This window comes from Flintibacter porci (assembly GCF_041925195.1).
Taxonomy (GTDB): domain Bacteria; phylum Bacillota; class Clostridia; order Oscillospirales; family Oscillospiraceae; genus Lawsonibacter; species Lawsonibacter porci.
Genome location: NZ_JBHEVB010000001.1, coordinates 261,927 through 284,344 on the forward strand (window position 1 = coordinate 261,927; position 22,418 = coordinate 284,344).

Below are 22,418 nucleotides of genomic sequence, written 5' to 3' on the forward strand. Positions count from 1 at the left end.
AGAAACCTACGACGACCCAGAACACCGTGTAAAGGCACGGCGGCAATTAGGAGAATGCCGCCGTGCTTATTTTACTTTTTCATAGTACCCATGATCTTCACCAGCTAAAAAAAGCGTAGCTCCCCCTCCGGGTAAGTCCGACTTTGAGTGTGCAGTATACGGTGTAGCATCCTGCGGTTTTACATCCTTGCGCGCCCGATTGGTCTTTGACCAGTCGGGCGCTTTTTGCTGTTTTACAGGGCGACCGAAAAAATATTTTCACAAAAATCAAAAAAGGAGGCTTTTAGCGGGCAGCAAGCGGCCTTGCGTTCGCCTTGTTAGCGGAAAGGGAGAAACCCACCTCATTCCCCCAGGAAAGGGGGTGAAAAGATGGATGTGATCCCCCGTAATGACTATGGCGAGCGGTGCCAGTTCGATGCCTATTGCAAGCTGGTACTCTACCATGAGGCAATTGACTATCTCCGGGAAATGCAGAGACGACGGGACAGGGAACTGTCGTTCAGCGATCTTTCGCAGACCGAGATGGACAAGCTCTATACGGTTGACAGCTATCCCAGCGACAGATTTACTTTCTCGTCCCATGGGTATGACCTGCATATCGACAATGAGCTTGTAGCTGATGCCTTTGCCGGTTTGTCCTCCCAGGAGCAGAGCATTTTGATCCTGCACTGTGTCCTGGAGCTGCCGGACCAGGAGATCGGCCGCCTTGTGGGAATGTCCCGCAGCGCCGTACAGCGGCGACGGACAAAATCGCTCAGCGAGCTTCGGATCAAATTGATGGCGCTTATGCCGAAGGGAGGTTAACGCGAATGAAGCAGCCTAAATACAAAGGAAAAGAGCTTCTTCCTCTTTCGGTGATCGACGCCGCCCGTAATGGTGATGCCCAGGCCGTGGACAGCGTACTTCGGTACTATGAGGGCTATATCAACAAGCTCTGTACCAGGACGCTCTACGATTGCGACGGCCAGCCCCGTGTCCGGGTGGACGAGTACATGAAGCGCCGACTGGAAATCAAGCTCATCCATTCTATCGTCAGCATGAACTAACAAAACCAGCCCCGGTAGCGGAAACAGCTTACCCTTTCCCTGTTTCCGTTTCCCCTGGGCTGAGGCTGCACTTTGAAAAAGAAAGCCCGGCGGGAGGCCTCCGGCGCAGCATAAGGCAGACGGATACATTCCTGTCTGTGCCGAGCCATACGGCCGGTGCGCCATGACCCTGTTGCAAGTCCGCAGGACGGGACTCCTACAAAACAGGCGAGCGATCAGAACCAGGCAGCAAAACAAGCGTGGCAGCTTGTGGGCGATGACGCATAGACAGGGTTAAAGATACTCGCGCATTGAACGCCCGCAAAGCATTGTGCGCCGCACCCATCAGCATGGGCCGGGGTGAAACTCCCGTGGAGCTGTGCCAGCAGCCATCTGTATTGCCTCTTTCAGTTTTCGATAAATCATTGTTTTTTCTGTTTACGGATAAATCGTAAACTTTTTCATTAGCAGCAGACAAACACGGAACAGCGCGGTAAAATGATGGTGGAAGAACTTACACCTAATCAACTTTGTGCTGTTCCTTTCATACTGAAAGGGGGTTCTCATGTCTCAAACATGGAACGGCACGAAGAAGGAAACCCCTGAACGTAGAACATATACGGTTGACGATATTGCTCAAATCCTGGGCATTGGAAGAACCTCCGCATATATTCTCGTAAAAGAAGGGCACTTCAAAATCGTGCGAATTGGTAACGCCATACGAATTTCTAAGCGGTCATTCGACGAGTGGCTTGATACCCTCAATCTGTGATCTAAGAAAGGAAGTATCGATATGGCATCTATCATCAAGCGAAAGAAAAACTATTCCGTTGTTTACAACTATGTTGACGAGAACGGCGAAACCAAACAGAAGTGGGAAACCTGGCGTACCCATAAGGAGGCCCTGAAACGCAAGGCTGAGATCGAAAATCAGCAGCACACCGGAACCTTCCTTCCTCCGAGCAATCAGAAGATATCCGAGTTTCTATATGACTTCGTATCCCTTTACGGGGAAAAAAAGTGGGGCGTCTCCATGTATGACAGCCAAACGGCCCTGATTGCCAACTACATCAATCCGATCATCGGTGATATGGAGGTACAGGCGGTAACGCCCCGTGTGGTGGATGGGTACATCCAGACCTTGCAGAAAACAAGGTCCGTATCCACCAAAACACGAAAGGCCACCACTACCTATGTCAGCAACCAGACCATTGAGAAGATCGTCAAGCTCCTCCGCTGTGCGTTCAAGCAGGCGGTACGCTGGGAGATCATTGCGAGAAATCCGTTTGATAACGTGATCCTCCCAAAGACGGAGTACAAGAAGCGGGATATCTGGGATGCGGATATGATCCGCACCGCCCTGGATAAGTGTACGGACAGCAAGCTCTATGTGGCAATGAACCTTTCCTTTGCCTGCTCCCTGCGCATGGGTGAAATCCTTGGCTTGACCTGGGATAACGTCCATATTTCCGATGAAGATATTGCGGCGGATAACGCCTATGTCTATGTGGATAAGGAGCTGACGCGGGCATCCAAACGGGCAATCGAGACCCTGGGTGAGAAAGATATCTACTACATTTTCACCCCGCTCATGCCGAACACCAGCACAAGAATTATCCTGAAAAAGCCCAAAACCGAGTCCAGTATCCGCAAGGTGTGGCTGCCGAAAACCCTTGCCTACATTCTGCGGGAATGGAAAAAGTCCCAGGACGAGCTGAGAAGTTTCCTGGGAGACGAGTATCAGGACTTCAATCTGGTGGTGGCGCTGCCCAACGGACGCCCCTGTGAGGATCGTATCATCCTGAAGGAGTTTTCAAATCTCCGTGAAGAAGCAGGGCTACCCAGAGTGGTCTTTCATTCCCTCCGTCATTTCAGTACCACTTACAAGCTGAAACTGAATCACGGCGATCTGAAGGCCACCCAGGGCGACACGGGCCATGCGGAGATCGACATGATCACCAGCATCTACGCACACATTCTGGACGAGGATCGAAAGGTCAACGCTCAGAAGTTCGAGACCGCCTTCTATGCCAACCCCGATCTGCGCGGCGTCCGTCCACCAGAAGAACCGAAGCAGCCGGAACCGGCGACCCTGGATTTGGCAAGCCTTGTGGAGCAGCTTCAAAAGTCACCGGAGCTGGCAAGTGTCATCGCCGGAGTAAAATAGACCTATACGCCGGGCAAAAATTGACCCACGCCTAAAGACCGGCTATCTTAAAAGTGTGTGCAATACTTTTAAGGGAGATGGCCGAATGATTAGGAGTGGGCTGATACTAACGACGTGCTGTTCGGTGAGATTGTCCCCGGCTTCTTTGACAGCATCCTGACCTCTCTGGGTGTCTCCGGCTGGCTGTACGGCCTTATTATGGACGGTATTGTGGCCGGTGTCGGCGCGGTGCTGGGCTTTGTGCCCCAGATGCTGGTGCTGTTCTTCCTGCTGGCTATTCTGGAGGACGTGGGCTACATGGCCCGTGTCGCCTTCATCATGGACCGTATCTTCCGCCGCTTCGGCCTGTCCGGCAAGAGCTTCATCCCCATGCTGGTGGCTACCGGCTGCGGCGTGCCCGGTATCATGGCCTCCCGGACCATTGAGCAGGATCGGGACCGGAAAATGACCATTATGACCACCGGCTTCATCCCCTGCGGCGCGAAAATGCCCATCATCGGCCTGTTTGCCGGCGCCGTGTTCGGCGAGTCCCCCTGGGTCGCCACCTCTGCCTTCTTCATCGGCATCGCGGCCGTGGTCATCTCCGGTATCATGCTGAAGAAGTTCAAGGCCTTCGCCGGGGAGCCCGCCCCCTTTGTCATGGAGCTGCCCACCTACCACCTGCCCTCCATGGGTAACGTCCTGCGGGCCACCTGGGAGCGGGGCTGGAGCTTCATCAAGCGGGCCGGTACCATCATCCTGCTCTCTTCCATCATCCTGTGGTTCCTTCAGGGCTACGGCTTTGTGGACGGCGTGTGGCAGGCTGTGGAGGACAACAACGACTCCCTGCTGGCTATGATTGGCAGCGCTGTCGCCTGGATCTTCTACCCTCTGGGCTGGATCGGCGATATGGCCTGGAAGGCTACTGTCGCTACGATCACCGGCCTCATCGCCAAGGAGGAAGTGGTCAATACCTTCGGCGTCCTGTATCAGTATGCCGGTGAAGCGGATCTGCTGGAGGACAGCCACGATATCTGGATGGCTATTGGCGCGGACTTCGGTGCCATGACCGCTTACAGCTTCATGATCTTCAACCTGCTGTGCGCTCCCTGCTTTGCGGCCATGGGCGCCATCAAGCGGGAGATGAACAACGTAAAGTGGACGCTGGGCGCCATCGGCTACATGTGCGGCTTCGCCTATGTGGTGTCCATGATCGTCTACCAACTGGGCGGCCTCATCACCGGCGAGGCGGTGTTCAGCCTGTGGACCGTGGTAGCCATTGCTGCTCTGGCTGGCATTCTGTACCTGTTGCTGCGCAAGGGCTATCAGGGAGAGCATGAGACTCATAACCTGACCTCCGTGGCCGCGGCTGCGAAGTAAAGAAAAGGAGGACATGACGATGTCTGGTATTTGGGGAAATGTGATCGTTCTGGCAGTGCTGGCCATCGTTGTGGCCTTGGCTGTCCGTTCTCTGTGGAGATCCCACAAGTCCGGCGGACACTGTAATGGAGACTGCGGCTCCTGTGGTGGGTGCCACGGCGGCTGCCACTCCAAATAATCGAATAGGCGAAAATACGGAAAAGGAGGCACGGGCAAAGGGAAGCTGTTCGTGTCTCCTTTCCGTTATGAGGGTGAGGATCAGAACATGGAATTACGGGAATCGCATTTGCGGTATTTACTGGTGATCTATGAATTGGGACAAGTGACCATGGACGTGGGTACAGCGGACATTGCGAAAGCGCTGGACTGCTCCAAGGCATCTGTAACCAATATGATGTCCAATCTGATGGAGATGGGCCTGCTGGTCCGGGAGCGGTACGGGAAAATCTATTTGACGGACAGGGGATTCCTTTTGGCAAAGGACTTGTCCCGCTGTGTAAAGGAAATCAACCAACGGCTCCCGGCTCTGGGGTTGGATATGACAGCAGAGGACTCCAAGAATCTGGCACACACGATCGTGCTGAATCTGCCGGAATATTACCGCAATGAGTTGGCAGGCAGAATATGTGAGTTGAGTAAAGATGGATGAAGTAAGAGAAGATAGGAATGTGGTCCATTCAGAATCACAGGAACAGAACGGTCTCGCTTGGTATCAAGAGAAGCGTGTCAGGGAAATCTGTTGCTATTTGACGGAGCATCTGGACCGGCGTATGACACAGGCGGAGATTGCAAAGGAATTCCGCATTTCCTTGACGGCGCTGAAGCTGACGTTTCAGTGCCTTTACGGAATGCCGATAGAAACCTATCTGCGAAAGAAGCGAATTTCTGAGGCCAAGCGGCTGCTCCGGGAAACGGAGTTGCCTGTTTCGGAAATTGCTCACCGGGTAGGTTATGACAGTCACAGCCAGTTTTCTGCGATGTTCCGAACCAGTGAGGGGCAATCACCGATGATGTACCGGCAGAATTCAGACACATAAGATTTGTCCAATTCAAACAGAGAAAAAACCAAATCAAACAGTGAACGAATTGAGAATGTGATATTCTATTTTATAAACCAAGTATAGATAAGACGGAGAGTGATCGGAATGAAAGCACATAAGTTCTGGGCGTGGGCGGCAGTTTTCAGTATGCTCATGGTCATGATCACCGGATATAAACATAAGTGAACAGGAGGTATTCCCATGAATTTTGACTGCAAGAAAATCGCCCTGTTTGCGGGCGGTGCGCTGTTTGGTTCCGCCGGCATCAAGCTGCTGACCAGCAAGGACGCCAAAAAGGCATACACCCATGCCACTGCCGCTGTTCTGCGGATGAAGGATAGTGTCATGGAGACTGCGAATCTGGTACAGGAGAACTGCGGAGACATTCTCGCGGAGGCCAAGGACATCAACGAAGCGCGTGCGGCTGCCGCTGAGCAGGTAGTCGATGCCGCAGAGCCTGCGGAAGCCGCGGAATAAGCCGTACATCCAAGCCGTCCGCCTCAGCGGGCGGCTTTCGTATTTGGAGCGATTATCATGAAATGTAAGATTCTGCATGAGAGCAGCGGGCGCATCCGCCTGCGTGCTGAAAAGAGCCGCATGACGTTGGAGGAAGCGGACCAGCTGGAAGCATACCTCACTGCTTTGCCCGGTGTGCGGCAGGCGACAGTCTATGAGCGTACCTGCGATATGGTCATCCTCTACCGGGAGGGTCGGAAGCAAATCCTGGACGGTGTGGCAGCGTTTCGGTTTGACCGTGAAGCCATGGTGTCCTCCACCCCGGAAAACAGCGGCAGGGCTCTGAACCGCCAGTATCAGGAGAAGCTGGTGAATATGGTCCTGTTCCGAGCGGTTCGGATGGTGTTCCTTCCGGCTCCTCTGGAAAAGGCGTACACGCTGTTCCGCTCCGTCCGATACCTCTGGCATGGAGTCCGGTGCCTGCTGCGGAGAAAACTGGAGGTAGAGGTGTTGGACGCCCTCTCCATCGGCGTATCTATCGCCCGGGGTGACTTCAGCACAGCGGCGTCTGTCATGTTCCTGCTGCGGCTGGGAGAATTGCTGGAGGAATGGACCCGGAAGAAGTCCCTGGGGGACCTGGCCCGCTGCATGTCCCTGAACGTGGACCGGGTGTGGCTGCAAACAGAGGACTCTGAGGTGCTGGTGCCTATCACTCAGGTAAAGGCCGGGGACGCCATCTGCGTCCACACCGGCAATGTGATCCCGCTGGACGGTAAGGTCCTCTCCGGTGAAGCCTGCGTCAATCAGGCGTCCCTAACCGGTGAATCCCTGGCTGTCAGAAAAGCGGAAGGCGCCTGCGTCTACGCCGGAACAGTGGTGGAGGAGGGCGAGTGTGTCATCCAGGTGGAGCAGCAGTCCGGCGCCAGTCGTTACGACCAGATCGTCACCATGATCGAGGAATCGGAGAAGCTGAAGTCCTCCTCAGAAAACCGGGCTTTGGCTCTGGCGGATCGGCTGGTGCCGTACAGTCTGGCGGGGACGGCGCTGACGTACCTGCTGACCCGGAACGCCACCCGGGCCATCTCCATTCTGATGGTGGACTTCTCCTGTGCGCTGAAGCTGTCCATGCCGCTGGCAGTTCTCTCCGCCATGCGGGAGTGCGGCAGCTACCACATTACCGTCAAGGGCGGCAAATATCTGGAGGCCGTGGCCAAGGCGGATACCATCGTCTTTGACAAGACCGGCACCCTGACCCACGCCACCCCCACAGTGGCGCAGGTGGTCCCCTTCGGCGGCCGGGATGAGCGGGACGTTCTCTGCGTTGCCGCTTGTCTGGAAGAACATTATCCCCACTCCATGGCCAATGCTGTGGTGAAAGAGGCAGTTCGCCGGGGAATCTCCCATGCGGAGATGCACTCCGAGGTGGAATATGTGGTGGCCCATGGCATCGCCAGCCGCATTGACGGGGAAAAGGTGGTCATCGGCAGCTATCACTTCGTGTTTGAGGACGAAGGCTGCGTGATCCCGGCCGAGGAGCGGGAGCGGTTCGACGCCCTCCCGGCGGAGTATTCTCATCTGTACCTCGCTATCGGCGGAAAGCTGGCAGGCGTCATCTGCGTGGCGGACCCACTGCGGGAGGAGGCATCTGCGGTGCTGAACAGCCTGCGGAAGTTAGGCATTTCCAAAGCGGTGATGATGACCGGCGACAACGAGCGTACCGCTGCCGTCATTGCAAAGGAAGTGGGCGTGGACGAATACTTCGCCGAGGTGCTTCCGGAGGATAAGGCTCGGTTTGTGGAGCAGGAAAAGGCGGCGGGCCGGACGGTGGTCATGATTGGCGACGGCATCAACGACTCTCCCGCCTTGTCGGCGGCGGATGTGGGCATTGCCATCAGCGACGGCGCCGCCATTGCCCGGGAGATCGCGGACATCACCATCGCGGCGGACGACCTGTTTGAGCTGGTGCTGCTGAAGATGATCGCCAACGGCCTGCTGAAGCGGATCAATGGAAACTATCGCTTCGTGCTGGGCTTCAATGGCAGTCTCATCGTATTGGGAGCCGCCGGCATCCTGCCACCCGCCACATCGGCCTTGCTGCACAATCTCTCCACCCTTGGCATCAGCATCCGCAGCATGACGAATTTGTTGGACTAACGAAAAGCGCCGGAAATTGGGCAAAAACCGATTTCCGGCGCTTCCTATATTGACTTTATCTGGAATTGTGCCTATAATTTAAGCAGAAAAGCCGTTTTAAGAGGACGGCATTTTTTGAAAATAATAGTTAGTTATAACTAACTTTAGAAGGTGAGGAAAATGCTCCCGGATATTTCATTTACCAGAGGAACCTACCAGCTCAATCAGGACCCAAACTTCAATTTTCAGCTGAACCGGGTCATACAATGGGACGGTGGACGACTGGAGGATATTGCGCCTGTATCAGCAGGAATTCATTCCAGTGCGGACTGGAAAAAGACTCTGATTTTCCTCGGAGATGAAGCCGAACAAGAAGGCCGGACGGAAAACGCCATCGCCTACTACCGTATGAGCGAGTTTTTTATGTATGACGGAGACCCTGACAAGCTGGCCTATTATCAAAAGGCGACAGCCATGTTTTATGATTATTACAGGGACTATTTTGAGAGCGGTATGGTGGAACGGATAACTGTCCCCTATGAGGATGTGGAACTGCCAATTCTTCACACGGAGCCGGATGGCCCCCGCAGAGGCGTGATCCTGCTCCACGGCGGCAACGACAGCTATCTGGAGGAGTTCTTCTTCCCCATGCTGTATCTGGCAAAGCAGGGCTACGCAGTCTACCTGTTTGAAGGTCCTGGTCAGGGCGGTGTGGTGCGCGTGCAGGGAAAGAAATTTACCTACCAGTGGGAAAAGCCAGTGAAAGCGGTGCTGGATGCCATCGGCGAGACGAATGTGACGATCATGGGGGCGTCTCTGGGCGGAATGCTGGCCCCCCTCGCGGCAGCTTTTGAACGGTCGCGAATTTGCCGGGTGGTGGGCTGGAGCGTCTTTCCGAACTTCCTGTATGTAGCGCTTTACGCGGTGCCAAAATCCATGTGGGGAGTGATGCGGTGGATGATCCGTCATAATGTCCGGGGACCCATCAACACAATTATGAAAAAGAAAATGGCGTCGGAGCCTACTGTGGATTGGGCTGTCCGCCACGGAATGTACGCATATGACGCATCGGACCCCTTTGGGTACATCAAGAAGCTGGACGATTTTAAGATGACGGACATCGGTCCGCGTTTGACACAGGATATGATGTTGCGATAAACAACGAGAAGCTGGCAGATGCGCTGACCGCATTGCCGGATGATAAGCGTGACATCGTACTGCTGGCATATTTCCTGGACATGAGCGATCAGGAAATTGCGGACAAGCTGAACATGGTACGCCGCACAGTCCAGTACAGACGGACAAGCTCTCTCAAAGAAATGAAACATAGATTGGAGGTTCATGAAGATGGCGGGCAATCAGAAGAATAGCACTTCCTCGCTGCTGCCGTATTCCACCATTGAAGCGGCTGCGTCCGGCAATGTGGATGCCATCAACGCTGTGCTGGCGCATTATTCTCGTTACATCTGCGCTCTTTCCACCAGGACGCTGTATGACGAAAACGGTGTGCCGCATCTCTGCGTAGATGAAGAAATGCGGCGTCGGCTGGAAACCAAGCTGATTACGAAAATTCTGGACTTTGATGTAACCAGAGCAGCATAATCCCTTGCCCCCGGACGGCGGCGTGTTCCCCTTTCCACACCGCCGCTATGGGCTTTTCCTGCTTGCGGGTATCAGTTATCAAGCTCTCTGTTTGATGGCTGATACGGGCCGACAGGAGCCTTAATCGTACCTTGAAAAAGAAAGCGGCTTATGGACGCAGAATAAGGCAGACAGGTACATTCGTGTCAAAGTGAGCCACACGGCAGATCCGCCAAGACCTCTTTTTGCAGAGCGAGCGATTACGATCCAGCCGGAAAGCAGACTGGCAATCTGCCGGCCATGACCTTTGCCACCCCTAACGATACTCCCGAATTGAACGCCCTCAAAGCATTGTTCGGCGCACCCATCAGCATGGGCCGAGGTGAAAATCCTGTGGAGCTGCTGCCAGCAGCCACTTGTCTGCTTTACTTTTTTATGACCTGAAAAATTTGTGAATTTAGCGGCACCGTATTACAATTTTGATTGTCGGTACGATGCTGCTTGGAAAGGAGGCTGTTATGGACTACGAAAGCAGCACAATAAATAGTTATTCCGGCAAACGAACCTATACAGTAAAAGAAATATCTGACATCCTGGGTATCGGGAGAACTGCCGCTTATAAACTTGTTCACTCTGGCGTATTCAAGACCGTGCAGATCGGAACAACGATCAGAGTATCTAAGCAATCTTTTGATGAATGGCTTGATATGAACCTTTCCTTTGCCTGCTCGCTGCGGATTGGAGAGATACTTGGCTTGACTTGGGATAATATCCATATCAGTGATGCCGATATAGCGCGAGACGACGCCCATCTGTGCGTGGAGAAAGTCCTTTGGCGTGTCCGTGAAGATACGCTGAATGTGCTGGGAACGGAGGAAATCATTAAGGTTTTCCCCAGAACCATGTATCTGGAGAATGCCAGCACGGTCATCGTTCTGAAAACGCCAAAAACGGAAAGCAGCGTTCGCAAAGTGTGGATGCCCAAAACGGTTGCTTACATTCTCCGGGAATGGAAGGCTTCTCAGGACAAGCAGAAGGCGTTTCTTGGTGATGAGTATCTGGACTATGGCCTTGTCATTGCTTTGCCTAACGGTCGTCCTTGTGAGGAAACCGTCATCAATAACGCCTTCAGACGGCTCAAGAAAGAAGCCAACCTTCCAAATGTTGTTTTTCATTCTCTCCGACACAGCAGCACGACTTACAAGCTGAAGCTGAATCACGGGGATCTGAAAGCGACGCAGGGTGACACCGGCCACTCCCAGGTGGACATGATTACAAAAATCTATGCTCATATTCTGGATGAAGATCGTAAGGTCAATGCACAGAAGTTTGAATCCGCATTTTATGCGAACCCTGACCTGCGAAGCGTTCACGCTCCGCAGGAAGAAAAAACGCAGCCGGTGCTGGATGCGCAAACACTTTTGTCCCAGCTTCAGCAGTCCCCGGAACTCTTGTCGAACCTGACATCGCTTATCTTGGCTCAGGCGGCGCGCTGAGGGGTGGTGCCAAAACGGTGCCAAACCCCAGAACGGTACGAAAACCGTTGCTATAAATTTGGGTGTGCCAAAGACAGCGATGCCGCAAAATGAGATACTCCTTATTCTGCTTTGATCTGAACTTTTCAAAAAGAAAAACACCGCAATTCCTTTGAATTACAGTGTTTTTGGTACGCCCGAGCGGATTCGAACCGCTGGCCTTCCGCTTAGGAGGCGGACGCTCTATCCTGCTGAGCTACGGACGCAGATATGAAATTTTGGAAAAAAGGGTGCCAACGGCGAGTGTAGAGCATCCGCTTAGGAGGCGGACCCTCTATCCTGGTGAGGTACGGGGGCATATACACAAATTATTCAGTTATACAAGGCTCCGGGATTCGAACGGTTGGATTGTTAGGAGGGGCGCGCTCTATCCTATTGAGCTACTGGCGCATATTCAGTTTGGCGATACAGCCCCTCTATTGTAGCCCACCGCCGGAAAACTGTCAACGGGAAAGCTGTCCCGCTCCGTTTGTCCTGTGCTGACGGCCATCCGTCCAAAATCGCTAGACGGAGAAGAAGCCGTCGTCTATACTAAAACCAAGAAAGGGGGCGAAGGGATGCAGGTAGAAGTGAAGCTGGACCCGGAGCGCAAGGAGATCGGGATCGTGGTGCTGGCGCCCGCTCCCTCGCCGGAGCTGGACGAGCTGGTGCGCCGGCTGGAGGCGGAACAGCTCTCCCCCCTGCGGGGCTGGCAGGAGGACACCATGACTCTGCTGCCCCAGAGCCAGCTGGTGCGCTGTTACGCCCAGGACAAGCGGGTGTATGCCACGGTGAACGGCGGGACGGTCTATCTGCTGCGGGAGCGGCTGTATGAGCTGGAAGAGCAGCTGGACCGGGGAAAATTTGTGCGCATCTCCAACGGAGAGATCATCAATCTGGACAAGGTGACGGCGGTGGATCTGTCCCTCACCGGCACCATCCGTATGACCCTGGGAGAGGCAGGATACGCCTATGTGTCCCGGCGGTATGTGAAGAAAATCAAAGAGGCCTTACAGCTGGAGAGGAGGCGGACACGATGAAACAAGAGACACGGATGCTGCTGGTGCGCATCCTTTTGGGCAGTGCACTGGGACTGTTGGTGGGGATCATCTGGATCCCCTACGTGATACACAGCCGGGAGAGCTCATTTCTGGCGGTGCTGGCCTGCGTGGGCCTTGGCGCCATGGCGGGACTGGCCACCCAGCCCTTTGCGGACAGCGGCCGTGCGCTGCTGCTCCATTCTATGGGCCATTTTGTATGCACCGCCGCCTTTTTTGCCCTGTTGGTAGTAGAGCTGAATATGGCCAAGGATGTACGCGGCGTGCTGTTCTGGGAAAGCCTGCTGCTTTTGCTGTACCTGCTCATCTGGCTGGGCCGCTGGACGGGGTGGTATTTGGAGGTGGCTCAGCTGCGGGAGCTGCTGGGTCTGGACCCCGGGCCAACTCCCCTCAAGTGGCGGGAGACTCTGCCCTACTTGCCCTTTGTCCTTTTGCTGTGCACCGCCCTTCCGCTGGGGCTGCGTGGGATCGAGCGGGCCGTGGTGGTTGACTTCCCCGCCCTCACCGGACTTGTGTACCCCTACCTCATCCTTCCCGTAGCCAGCCTGTGCGCTGGGCTGTCTCTTGGCAAGCGCCAGGGGGTATGTCCCCTGTTTCCCATTGCCTGCTTTGTGTGCTATCTGCCTATGGTATACCTGCTGTTTAACGAAAGCGCCCTGTTTCACTGCTTTATGACCGCCATACCCGCTCTGGCAGGCAATATTCTGGGGGCGCTGTGGCGGGAAAACCGCACAAAACGCAACAATGGGAAGGAGGACCTTCCATGAAGAAGGAAGTGCGCCTGTACAACGTGCTCTTTCCCGTGTGGCTTCTCTGGCTTTTTCCCCAGATCTTTTTGATCGTCGCCCCCGCCAACCTGCTGGTGGACTGCCTAGTGCTCACCCTGGCTCTGCTGGGCCTGAAGCACAAAAACAAGTGGGCCGTGGTGAAAAAACTAGGGTTGAAATTCTGGTGGTGGGGCTTTGTCGCCGATTTTATTGGGATGGCACTCCTGCTGCCAGGGGTCTTACTCCCCTTCTTTTTCCCTCATGCGTCCTGGGCCGACGACATAAGCGCTTCCATCTATGCCAACGCCTTCCTTCACCCCGTAGCGTTTCTTTGGATGCTGGCGGGTGTAGCCCTGGCCGGGATATGCATCTACTACTTTGACAAGCGGGCCATGAAGGAGTGCGAGTTGCTCACCCAGCGGGAAAAACACGTGGTGGCTCTCACCATGGCTATCGTCACCGCCCCCTCGCTGTTCTTTATCCCCCTGTACTGGTACTAAACAGGCAGTTTCATCCACATAGAAAAATCCGGACCCGGTTTTAAAAACCAGGTCCGGATTTTTTATTTCAGGATGGCATCCAGCTTTTCCCGCAGACGGCGGGCCGCCTGCTCCGGGTCCTGGGCCTTGACGATGGCCCGCACCACCGCGCCGCCCTGGGCTCCGCTGCCGGTGAGGATGTCCACATTGCTCTCGTCCAGGCCGCCGATGCCCACTACGCCGATGGGCACCGCCTTGACAATGTCTTTCAAAGTGTCAATGGAGGTGAGGACGGTGTTCACCTTGGTCTCGGTGGGGAACAGGGCCCCTACCCCCAGATAGTCCGCCCCCTGCTCATAGGCCTCCAAGGCCTGGGGCACCGTCTTGGCGGTAGCACCCACGATCTTGTCCGGTCCCATCAGCTGCCGGGCCGCCCAAACAGGCAGGTCGGTCTGACCCACGTGGACGCCCGCCGCGCCGCAGGCCAGGGCCACGTCCACCCGGTCGTCGATGATGAGAGGCACCCCCGCGGGGTCAGTGATCTCCTTCACCGCCTGGGCCAGGCGCAGGTACTCCCGGCCGCCCCGGTTCTTCTCCCGCAGCTGCAAGAGGGTCACGCCGCCCCGGCAGGCCTTCTCCACCATGTCCAAAAACCGCTTCTCGTCGTAGTAGCCGCTGTCCGTCACCAGGTACAGCTTCAAATCCACAGGGTTCATATGTTTCATCCTTTCTCAAAGGGGCGTACCGCCGCCTCATGGTCCAATTCTTCCGGCGTGAGGGTATAGGCCGCGTCCAGCAGAGCGGCGCGCAGGCTCCCCGGTCCACGGGCCTCCCGGGCTGCCCGCTCTCCGCAGATGCCCAGCATGGCGGCAGCGGCCGTGGCCGCTTCCTCCGGCTCCCCTACCGCCAAAAAGGCGGCGGTGAGCACATTGAGCATACACCCTGTACCGGTGAGTCGGCTCATCATGCTGTGGCCGTTGCGGATCTCCCAGCGCCGCCCGTCGGGAGCAAACACCCCGTCCACCGGCCCCGAGGCCAGCAGCACCGCTCCCTGGCGGCGGCTGAACTCCCGTAGGGCGGAAAGGGTCTGCCCCTCCAGCCGGTCGCTGCCGTCCGCGTCCACCCCAGACATGCCCTGGCGGGCGCCGGAGAGGCACAACAGCTCCGACAGGTTCCCCTTGGCCACCTGAGGCTTTATCCTGGCAAGGTAGTCCTGGGCATAACGCCGGCGCAGGCTGCTGCACCCCACGCCCACACAGTCCAGCACCATGGGCACCTCCGCCTCCCGGGCTGCCTGCCCGGCCAACACCATGGACTCCATGCGCACGTCGGTGATGTTGCCCAGGTTCACCGCCAGAGCGGCAGCGGTGGCGGTGATCTCAGCCACCTCCCCGGGGTGCTCGGCCATGATGGGCCGTCCCCCTGCCGCCAGGATCAGGTTGGCGCAGTCATTGATGGAGATGGGGTTTGTGATGCAGTGGATGAGGGGCCGGCGGCTGCGCAGGGCCTCCAGCAGCGCTCCCAGGGACTGACTCATGCGTTGACGCTCTCCTTTCGGTGGGAGAAATAGTAGTAGGCGGCCACGGCCACGAACAGAGCCAGCACCACCCAGGGCATGGCCATGGCAGCGCCGGTGGCCTTCAGCACGTTCTTTACCAGCACCAGCACCGCCAGGTAGGCAATGATGCCCAGGAAGACGATGCCCATGCTGTCGCCGGCCACAGTGACCGGGCGGTCAAACACCTTGGCCCCCAGATCCTGCTGCATCTTCAGCAGCATGCCGTTTTTGGCCAGCTTCTTGAGCAGCAGGAAGGCCACGCTGCCGCCGATGAGGGTACCGGCAATGAAGGAGGGCACATAGTACACCCAGGTAAGGCCGGTATAGCCCCACCACAGGGTCATCACCGGGTAGGAGGCCACCGCGCCGATGATGCCGGTGCCCACCACCTCACCGATGACGGCGAAGATGAGCCGCCCGCCGCTGAGACGGTACAAAATGCCCGACAGGGCCGCGCCAAACACCGCTCCGGTGAGGGCCAGAGGGGGAATACCCATCAGGCTCATGCGGATGACGCCGATGGTGCAGGCGCACACGAAGGAGTACACCGGACCCAGCAGCACCGCACACACGATGTTGATAAGGTGGGCAGTGGGGCACATGCCCTCCACACGGAGGATGGGCGAGATGACCACGCCCACGGCCACCAGCATAGCCAGCACCACCAGGCGCAGAAGAGAGGGGTTGCGTTTCATAAAAAAGACTCCTTTTCCCAAAAGCTTCCGCGGAAAAGGAGTGGGATCCCACATGGACAGCCCTCCCCCACGCCGGTCTCCCGGCGCCGCGGAGCCCCCGCCCGGGCAAACTACCGGGTCGGGTCGGTCGAAGCTTACTGGCTTCCTCTCATGCCGGAACACGGCCTCCCATCGCTGTCCAGTTGTATACGAAAGCAGGACACAGGCCCAGGGCGCTCCCCCTCGGCCTGCCGCCTTTGGCAGTCCTTCCTCGCACTCCGGCCGAAAAAAACAAAAGAGGCGTGCCGCAGGCACGCCCGGACGCACAACAGCACGTCCACATCCCTACGGCGGCATGATCCGCATCAGGTTTCTGGGTCGAAGCCGAACTTCCTCTCAGCGCTCACGCGCTCCCCATTGTATTTTCCGTCCGAAGAATGTCCCGGCCTTGGCTGGGACGGGTTTATTATCCCCCCCCCGCCCCTCTTTGTCAATCCCCATTTGAAGGGCGGGGAGGTGATACTCAATATTTCCGGTCCAGGATCTCCACGATGTCGCCGATGACGCCCTCGTCGCAGTGGCACAGCAGCTTGGCGCCCCAGTCTTTGACCTCCTGGGCACAGTTGGCCGGCGCGAAGGGGATGGCGGACAGGGCCATCATGGGGATATCGTTCTGGTTGTCCCCCACACAGTAGAGGTTGTCCCGCTCCACCCCCAGCATATCGATGAGCCGCTGCACCATGCCGCCCTTATTGCATCCCCGGCGGGTGACCTCCAGGTAGTAGCGGTTGGAGAAAATGGCCTCGTACCGCTCCGGGCAGTGCTCCTCCAGCCAGGCCCGGGCGCGCAGCAACTGGTCGTACTCCTGCTGGACAATGACCTTGTTCCAGGGGGTGGGCATGTCGGCAATGGGGGCTACCGTGTAGTCGGTGCCCACCTTGCGCATGTGGCCGTCGGTGACATAGTTGGGGCGGTAGACATAGATATCCTCCCCGTGGTAGGCCTCCATTCCCAGAGAGGGCATGGCGTCCATCAGGGCCTGGAAGTCCTGGGGCGCCCGGGGGTCCAGCTGGGTCTCCAGCAGCATGGTATCGGTGTGGAAATCGTAGATGGCCGAGCCGTTGGACAGCACCACCGGGGCGTTGATGGGCGCTAAGTGGACGTAGGGGGCAAAGGTGGTGTAGGCCCGCCCGGTGGCCACGGTGAACCGTCCCCCCTCCCGCAGCCAGTAGTTGATGGCTGCCAGATTGCGGGGCGGCACCCGGTGGTGGGAATCGTATAAGGTATCATCAAAGTCGCTGACCAGCAGCAGGCCGTCAAATTTACCCATGGGGGCCTCTCTTTCTTCGCCCCCGAAGGGGTCAGTTCAGGTCCTGGCCCTGGTAATACTTCTTCAGCGGGCCGTAGGACAGCGCCGCCACCAGGGAGGTAATGATAATTTCCGGGATCATGTAGCTGGCGTTGTAGGCAATGGACCAGATGGGCGCGGCCCAGCCCAGCTCATTGGGCCAAAGCACCTCCCAAACCACCACGCCGGAGACATAGTGGCAGCCAAGGCGCACCAAAAAGGTGAGCACAATGCCCAGCACCAGCTCCAGGCGGGGATTGCCCAGCCGGCCTTTGAACATTCCGGCCAGTCCGATGACCGAGAAGGCCAGCACGTAGTCAAACAAAATGATCAGAATTGCGGTGGGCACACTGTCGGCGTACTGCACGTTCTGGATGCCCAGCACCATCTGCAGAAGGCTGTACACAAAGGCGGCAAACACGCCCCACTTGCAGCCGTACCGCCAGGACAGCACCACCAAGGGCAGCATGGAGCACACGGTGATGCCGCCCCCCAGCGCCCAGGGTCCCTGGAAGGGGAACATGCTCAGCACCGTGGCGATGGCCAGCATCATGGCGCTCTCTACCAGGCGGCGCAGCCGGATGGACTGGGCGCGCCGGGTCACAGCAGTGGAATTCATACTCGTTTCCTCCTAAAAAATGTTGTACCGCAACACATCCAAGCGGGTGCAGTGCGGTACGAAAGAAACGACATGAGTCCACATTCCGTTCACTTCCTACGCCGGCATTACCCGGATCAGGTTTAAGGGACCGAAGGCGGCCTATTCGCCTTTGCATCTCAGCTGGAAAAGCTTCCAGCGCCCCTGTGCTCGATTGTTATGCGGTCATCTTTATTGTACCCGCCCCGGCAGGGGCTGTCAAGGTGGAGCCTTACTTATGCTGCTCCGGCAGGGAGTCGTCCTCCCGCACCCAGTCCTCCACATGGACCACGCTGTAATCCCGGTCGGTGTTGCGGATGACCACCCGCTGGATGCCCGCGTTGATGATGAGTCGGCGGCACATGGAGCAGGAGGTGGCGTCGTGAAGGAGCTCCCCGGTCTTGGCCTCCCGGCCAGCCAGGTACAGGGTGGCGCCCAGGGTATCCCGCCGGGCGGCCGAGATGATGGCGTTCATCTCCGCGTGGACAGAGCGGCACAGCTCATAGCGCTCGCCGCTGGGCACGTTCATGGCCTCCCGGGTGCAGTAGCCCAGGTCCATGCAGTTCTTCCGGCCACGGGGCGCGCCGTTATAGCCGGTGGAGACGATCTCGTCGTTCTTGACGATGATGGCTCCATAGCACCGCCGCATACAGGTGGACCGCTCCAGCACGGTCTCGGCGATATCCAGGTAATAGTTCTCTTTGTCGATGCGCTTCATACAGCGGTCCTCCCAGTTCATTTGGGAAAAGTATACCCTATTTTGTCCCCTGGCGCAAGACAAATGCCCCGGTTTCTGTTGTTCTGCCAGGAACAATTCACACTTTGTTTACGATTGCTTCCTTGACGAGTTCATACTCTCGCGCTATCATATTTTCAAGATATTTCAAGAGAAAAAACCGCCCTCGCGCCTGTTTTCTCTACTTAGGAGGCTGCCTATGATCCGCAACGCCATCCAGCGTTTTATGTACGGCCGCTACGGGACCGACCAGCTCAATCTGGCTCTGCTGGGTTTATACCTGGTCCTGTATCTGGTTTCCGCCCTCACCCGGTGGGGGGTGCTGTACTGGCTGTCCCTGGCGGTGCTTGTCCTTCTCCTGTTTCGTACTCTCTCCCGCAACGCTGCTCGCCGCCGGGCTGAAAACGCAAAGTTTCTCCAGGTGGCCGGCCCCGTGATCCGCTGGCTGCGCTTTCAGCGCACGGCACACAGAGACAAGGAACACCGCTACTTCAAATGCCCCAACTGCGGCCAACAGCTGCGTGTCCCCCGGGGCAAGGGAAAAATTACCGTCACCTGCCGCAGCTGCGGCGCCAGCTTTGAGGAGCGAAGCTGAATCTCTCCCTGTCAGGCCGCCTTTGGGCGGCCTTTTTCGTGTCTTTTCACCGGATTTCCCATTTTGTTTTTTTGAAAAGTATGTTATACTATATTTTGTATGAACGGGGCTTTTTGCCGCCGAAACAGAAGAAAATGTAAGGAGAACTTCCATGAATGCCATGTATGACGTAGTGATCCTGGGCTGCGGCGAGGCGGGCATCTTTGCCGCCTACGAGCTGGCCCACAGCCGTCCTGACCTGAAGGTACTGGCCCTGGACCAGGGCCGGGATATCTACCACCGCAGCTGCCCCATTGTGGCGGGCAAGGTCCGCGAGTGCATCCACTGTGCCGTATGCGACACCATGTGCGGCTTTGGCGGCGCAGGCGCTTTCTCCGACGGAAAGTTCAACTTTACCACCCAGTTCGGCGGCTGGCTCACCGACTTTATGGACCCCAAGGTGGTCATGGACCTTATCGACTACGTGGACTCCATCAACGTCGCCCACGGGGCCACCACCCAGGTCTTCTCCACCCAGAGCGACGAGGCCAAGGCTCTGGCCCGGAAGGCCCTGGGCTATGACCTGCACCTGCTCCAGGCCCGGTGTAAGCACCTGGGCACGGAGAACAACCTGCGCATCCTCCAGAATATCTATGAGGGACTCAAGGACATGCTGGAGTTCCGCTTCAACACCGCGGTGGAGCACATCGCCCAGGCCGACGGCGGCTTCTGCCTGACTCTGGCCGGTGGGGAGGAAGTCACCTGCAAGCGGCTTATCGCCGCGCCCGGCCGCTCGGGCGCCGAGTGGTTCTCCAACCAGTGCAAGCAGCTGGGGCTGGAGCTGCTCAACAACCAGGTGGACATCGGCGTGCGGGTGGAGCTGCCCGCCACCGTCTTTGAGCACATCACCGACGTGGTCTACGAGTCCAAGCTGGTCTACCGCACCAAGCAGTACGGCGACCAGGTGCGCACCTTCTGCATGAACCCCTACGGCCACGTGGTGGCCGAGAACGTGGAGGGCATCAACACGGTCAACGGCCACTCCTACGCCGACCCCTCCCTGCGCAGTGAGAACACCAACTTCGCCCTGCTGGTAAGTAACCGCTTCACCCAGCCCTTCAATGAGCCCTACCGCTACGGCAAGCACATCGCCTCTCTGAGCAACATGCTGGCCGGCGGCGTGCTGGTGCAGCGCTTCGGCGACCTGGTCAAGGGCGTGCGCACCAACGAGCACCGGCTGGGCAAGTCCTTCACCCGCCCCACCCTCACCGCCGCGGTCCCCGGCGACCTGTCCCTGGCCCTGCCCAAGCGGCAGCTGGACGACATCATCGAGATGATCTACGTCCTGGACAAGATCGCTCCGGGCACCGCCAACCACGACACCCTGCTCTACGGTGCCGAGGTCAAGTTCTACTCCGCCCGTCTGGCTCTCTCCCCCGAGCTGGAGACCGCCCTGCCCGGCTTCTTCGCCGCCGGCGACGGCGCGGGCGTCACCCGCGGTCTGGCCCAGGCCGGAGCCTCCGGCGTGCAGGCCGCCCGGGCGGTGCTGCGCCGCATCCAGGAGGAAGTTTAAACCCTCACCTGCCGCCGCGGGTCATCCCGCGGCGGCATTCCTGCATTTTGGGCAGACGCTCCGGCGGAGTTTTCTTTCTCCTCCCCCTGCGCTGCCAAATCCTCTATCCAAATCCACAAATTTTTTCGACCGCCGGTTTTATCTCTCCCATTTCCTTGCGGGGCAAGGGTTTTCCACACAATCCACAAAGTTTTCCACAGGTTGTTATGTGAACAGAAACATTGGATTTTTACCGAAAATCCAGGTAAAATCCGTGTCAAGCCTTTTTTTCGAGGAAAAATCCACAAATCCGATTTTTGCAGGAACTGCCCGCTATCCCGGCGGTTTTCCACCATTCTTTGAGAAGGGAGCCTTCCCCATGAACCAAGACACCATTGCCGCTATGGCTACCCCCGCCGTCCCATCGGCCATCGGTATTCTGCGCCTGTCCGGTCCCCGGGCGGTGGAGACGGCTTCGGCCTGCTTCCGGCCCGCCGCGGGCAACCGTTTGGAGGACCACCCGGCCCACAAACTGGTCTACGGCAGCCTGCTGGACGCCCAGGGGGAGGTCATCGACCAGGTACTGTGCACTTACAGCCGGGGACCGGGCAGCTACACCGGGGAGGACACGGCGGAGCTGCAGTGCCACGGCTCCCCCATGGTGCTCACCCTGGCTCTGGAGGCCCTGTTTGCTAAGGGAGCACGTCAGGCGGGTCCCGGCGAGTTTACCCAGCGTGCCTTTCTCAATGGGCGGCTGGACCTGGCCCAGGCGGAGGCCGTGGCCGATCTGCTGGACGCCCGGAGCCGGGAGGGCGCCCGCCACGCCGCCGGGCGGCTGTCCGGCGCGCTGAGCCGCCGGGTCGGGCAGATCTACTCCGCTTTGGTAGACGTTATGGCCCACTTCCACGCCGTGCTGGACTACCCCGATGAGGATATCGACCCCTTCACCCTCACCAAACTGGAGGACGATCTGTCCGACCAGAGCCGGGCTCTCCATGACCTGCTGGCCACCTATCAGCGGGGGCGTCGGCTCAATCAAGGGGTGCGATGCGCCCTGGTAGGGCGGCCCAACGCAGGAAAATCCTCTCTACTCAATGCCCTGGTGGGCTATGACCGGGCCATCGTCACCGACATCCCCGGCACCACCCGGGACACTCTGGAGGCGGAGGTGGAGCTGGGCGGCGTGCCTTTGCGGCTCATCGACACCGCCGGTCTGCGGGACAGCAGCGACCCCATTGAGCGCCTGGGCGTGGAGCGCAGCCGTCAGGCCATGGAGGAGGCGGAGCTCATCCTGGTGCTGTGGGACAGCTCCGTGACCGCCACCCAGGAGGACCAAGAGCTGCTGGAAACCGCCCTGAGTCTGGCCCCCACCATTCTAATACACACAAAAACGGACCTCCCCTCTGCCCCGGTTCCCTTTCTCAACCTGTCCCCCCTGCCCCCGGTGGTGAAGCTGAGCACCAAGACCGGAGAGGGCCTGGCCGACCTGGAGGCCGCCGTGGCCCAGCTGTTCCCCAAGGGCAGCGACTCCGCTTATGGAGAACTCCTGTCCAACGCCCGGCAGGCCCAGGCGGCCCGGCGGGCGTTGGAGGGCGTGGAACGGGCCCGGCAGGCCCTGGAGGCCGGGATGACCCCCGACGCCCTGCTCACCGATGTGGAGGCGGCCCTCCAGGCTCTGGGTGAGCTCACCGGACAGAGTGTGGGAGAGGATGTTACCGCGCGAATTTTTCAGCGGTTTTGCGTGGGGAAATAAGTTATTG

At 57.9% G+C, this 22,418-nt stretch carries 24 protein-coding genes, 1 tRNA gene, 2 pseudogenes and 2 riboswitches; of the genes and pseudogenes, 20 read left to right on the forward strand and 7 right to left on the reverse strand.

Features of this window, described 5'->3' with window-relative positions; translation table 11 throughout:
* The first annotated feature begins 369 nt into the window (after positions 1-369).
* The 14 genes and pseudogenes from ACEVJL_RS01205 (at position 370) to ACEVJL_RS01270 (ending at position 11,257) form a co-directional block, all read left to right on the forward strand.
* Positions 370-804, forward strand: coding sequence for a sigma-70 family RNA polymerase sigma factor (locus ACEVJL_RS01205; RefSeq protein ID WP_374736634.1), 435 nt, complete (start codon positions 370-372; stop codon positions 802-804).
* Positions 805-809: 5 nt separating this feature from the next.
* Positions 810-1,046 carry a helix-turn-helix domain-containing protein gene (locus ACEVJL_RS01210; protein ID WP_374736635.1) on the forward strand — a complete coding sequence of 79 codons (237 nt, stop codon included), beginning with the start codon at positions 810-812 and terminating at the stop codon, positions 1,044-1,046.
* Between the two features lie 544 nt (positions 1,047-1,590).
* Positions 1,591-1,797 (forward strand): helix-turn-helix domain-containing protein, encoded by a 207-nt coding sequence (locus ACEVJL_RS01215; protein ID WP_374736636.1) that lies wholly within the window; start codon positions 1,591-1,593, stop codon positions 1,795-1,797.
* Between the two features lie 21 nt (positions 1,798-1,818).
* Positions 1,819-3,192 carry a site-specific integrase gene (locus ACEVJL_RS01220; RefSeq protein WP_374736637.1) on the forward strand — a complete coding sequence of 458 codons (1,374 nt, stop codon included), beginning with the start codon at positions 1,819-1,821 and terminating at the stop codon, positions 3,190-3,192.
* 105 nt (positions 3,193-3,297) lie between these two features.
* Positions 3,298-4,551: pseudogene (gene feoB, locus ACEVJL_RS01225) on the forward strand (ferrous iron transporter B); the annotation flags it as partial.
* 19 nt (positions 4,552-4,570) lie between these two features.
* Positions 4,571-4,729 carry a FeoB-associated Cys-rich membrane protein gene (locus ACEVJL_RS01230; protein ID WP_374736638.1) on the forward strand — a complete coding sequence of 53 codons (159 nt, stop codon included), beginning with the start codon at positions 4,571-4,573 and terminating at the stop codon, positions 4,727-4,729.
* Positions 4,730-4,816: 87 nt separating this feature from the next.
* The gene (locus ACEVJL_RS01235; RefSeq protein WP_374736639.1) at positions 4,817-5,200 is read left to right on the forward strand and encodes a metal-dependent transcriptional regulator; all 384 of its coding nucleotides are present in this window, start codon (positions 4,817-4,819) and stop codon (positions 5,198-5,200) included.
* On the forward strand, positions 5,193-5,588 hold the full coding sequence (locus ACEVJL_RS01240; protein ID WP_374736640.1) for a helix-turn-helix domain-containing protein: 396 nt from the start codon (positions 5,193-5,195) through the stop codon (positions 5,586-5,588). Before ACEVJL_RS01235 ends, ACEVJL_RS01240 begins: the two co-directional genes overlap by 8 nt.
* A 204-nt stretch (positions 5,589-5,792) precedes the next feature.
* Positions 5,793-6,068: a DUF6110 family protein gene (locus tag ACEVJL_RS01245; RefSeq protein ID WP_374736641.1), complete on the forward strand. Its 276-nt coding sequence runs from the start codon at positions 5,793-5,795 to the stop codon at positions 6,066-6,068.
* Between the two features lie 57 nt (positions 6,069-6,125).
* Positions 6,126-8,201 carry a heavy metal translocating P-type ATPase gene (locus ACEVJL_RS01250; RefSeq protein WP_374736642.1) on the forward strand — a complete coding sequence of 692 codons (2,076 nt, stop codon included), beginning with the start codon at positions 6,126-6,128 and terminating at the stop codon, positions 8,199-8,201.
* A gap of 159 nt (positions 8,202-8,360) precedes the next feature.
* Positions 8,361-9,338 (forward strand): alpha/beta hydrolase, encoded by a 978-nt coding sequence (locus ACEVJL_RS01255; protein WP_374736643.1) that lies wholly within the window; start codon positions 8,361-8,363, stop codon positions 9,336-9,338.
* Between the two features lie 32 nt (positions 9,339-9,370).
* Entirely contained in the window at positions 9,371-9,550 is a 180-nt protein-coding gene (locus ACEVJL_RS01260) for a sigma factor-like helix-turn-helix DNA-binding protein (protein ID WP_374736644.1), read from the forward strand.
* On the forward strand, positions 9,528-9,782 hold the full coding sequence (locus ACEVJL_RS01265) for a helix-turn-helix domain-containing protein (protein ID WP_235398194.1): 255 nt from the start codon (positions 9,528-9,530) through the stop codon (positions 9,780-9,782). Before ACEVJL_RS01260 ends, ACEVJL_RS01265 begins: the two co-directional genes overlap by 23 nt.
* Before the next feature lie 497 nt (positions 9,783-10,279).
* A complete protein-coding gene (locus ACEVJL_RS01270; RefSeq protein WP_374736645.1) occupies positions 10,280-11,257 on the forward strand; it encodes a tyrosine-type recombinase/integrase in 978 nt (325 codons plus the stop codon).
* 168 nt (positions 11,258-11,425) lie between these two features.
* On the opposite strand, the gene ACEVJL_RS01275 is transcribed toward ACEVJL_RS01270, so the two are convergent.
* A tRNA-Arg gene (locus ACEVJL_RS01275) sits at positions 11,426-11,502 on the reverse strand.
* Positions 11,503-11,853: 351 nt separating this feature from the next.
* Here ACEVJL_RS01275 and ACEVJL_RS01280 point away from each other — a divergent pair.
* Genes ACEVJL_RS01280 through ACEVJL_RS01290 form a run of 3 tightly spaced genes read left to right on the forward strand, consistent with a single transcriptional unit; the run spans position 11,854 to position 13,600 of the window.
* Positions 11,854-12,315: a LytTR family DNA-binding domain-containing protein gene (locus ACEVJL_RS01280; RefSeq protein WP_374736646.1), complete on the forward strand. Its 462-nt coding sequence runs from the start codon at positions 11,854-11,856 to the stop codon at positions 12,313-12,315.
* Positions 12,312-13,100 (forward strand): DUF3021 family protein, encoded by a 789-nt coding sequence (locus ACEVJL_RS01285; protein ID WP_374736647.1) that lies wholly within the window; start codon positions 12,312-12,314, stop codon positions 13,098-13,100. The genes ACEVJL_RS01280 and ACEVJL_RS01285 overlap by 4 nt, the downstream gene beginning before the upstream one ends.
* Entirely contained in the window at positions 13,097-13,600 is a 504-nt protein-coding gene (locus ACEVJL_RS01290) for a hypothetical protein (RefSeq protein WP_374736648.1), read from the forward strand. The genes ACEVJL_RS01285 and ACEVJL_RS01290 overlap by 4 nt, the downstream gene beginning before the upstream one ends.
* A gap of 62 nt (positions 13,601-13,662) precedes the next feature.
* On the opposite strand, the gene thiE is transcribed toward ACEVJL_RS01290, so the two are convergent.
* The 6 genes and pseudogenes from thiE to ACEVJL_RS01320 all read right to left on the reverse strand — a co-directional run bounded on the left by thiE (position 13,663) and on the right by ACEVJL_RS01320 (position 18,514).
* Positions 13,663-14,295, reverse strand: a complete 633-nt coding sequence (gene thiE / locus ACEVJL_RS01295) for a thiamine phosphate synthase (protein WP_084203550.1) — start codon at positions 14,293-14,295, stop codon at positions 13,663-13,665.
* Positions 14,296-14,300: 5 nt separating this feature from the next.
* Complete coding sequence (thiM, locus tag ACEVJL_RS01300) at positions 14,301-15,116, reverse strand: hydroxyethylthiazole kinase (protein ID WP_374736649.1); 816 nt, start codon at positions 15,114-15,116, stop codon at positions 14,301-14,303.
* Between the two features lie 194 nt (positions 15,117-15,310).
* Positions 15,311-15,832: pseudogene (thiW, locus tag ACEVJL_RS01305) on the reverse strand (energy coupling factor transporter S component ThiW); the annotation flags it as partial.
* A gap of 303 nt (positions 15,833-16,135) precedes the next feature.
* A riboswitch (TPP riboswitch) is annotated at positions 16,136-16,238 on the reverse strand.
* Positions 16,239-16,334: 96 nt separating this feature from the next.
* Positions 16,335-17,141, reverse strand: a complete 807-nt coding sequence (locus ACEVJL_RS01310; RefSeq protein WP_374736650.1) for an HAD-IIB family hydrolase — start codon at positions 17,139-17,141, stop codon at positions 16,335-16,337.
* A 31-nt stretch (positions 17,142-17,172) separates the two neighbouring features.
* Positions 17,173-17,778, reverse strand: coding sequence for an energy-coupled thiamine transporter ThiT (locus ACEVJL_RS01315; protein ID WP_325207137.1), 606 nt, complete (start codon positions 17,776-17,778; stop codon positions 17,173-17,175).
* Between the two features lie 76 nt (positions 17,779-17,854).
* Positions 17,855-17,973: riboswitch (TPP riboswitch) on the reverse strand.
* Between the two features lie 55 nt (positions 17,974-18,028).
* Positions 18,029-18,514: a deoxycytidylate deaminase gene (locus ACEVJL_RS01320; protein ID WP_110441730.1), complete on the reverse strand. Its 486-nt coding sequence runs from the start codon at positions 18,512-18,514 to the stop codon at positions 18,029-18,031.
* A gap of 217 nt (positions 18,515-18,731) precedes the next feature.
* On the opposite strand from ACEVJL_RS01320, the gene ACEVJL_RS01325 reads away from it, so the two are divergent.
* From ACEVJL_RS01325 to mnmE, 3 genes are all read left to right on the forward strand, one after another.
* Positions 18,732-19,127: a Zn-finger containing protein gene (locus tag ACEVJL_RS01325; RefSeq protein WP_008982592.1), complete on the forward strand. Its 396-nt coding sequence runs from the start codon at positions 18,732-18,734 to the stop codon at positions 19,125-19,127.
* A 151-nt stretch (positions 19,128-19,278) separates the two neighbouring features.
* Positions 19,279-20,679: an NAD(P)/FAD-dependent oxidoreductase gene (locus ACEVJL_RS01330; protein ID WP_020989781.1), complete on the forward strand. Its 1,401-nt coding sequence runs from the start codon at positions 19,279-19,281 to the stop codon at positions 20,677-20,679.
* A gap of 358 nt (positions 20,680-21,037) precedes the next feature.
* A complete protein-coding gene (mnmE, locus tag ACEVJL_RS01335; protein WP_374736651.1) occupies positions 21,038-22,411 on the forward strand; it encodes a tRNA uridine-5-carboxymethylaminomethyl(34) synthesis GTPase MnmE in 1,374 nt (457 codons plus the stop codon).
* Positions 22,412-22,418 lie beyond the last annotated feature (7 nt).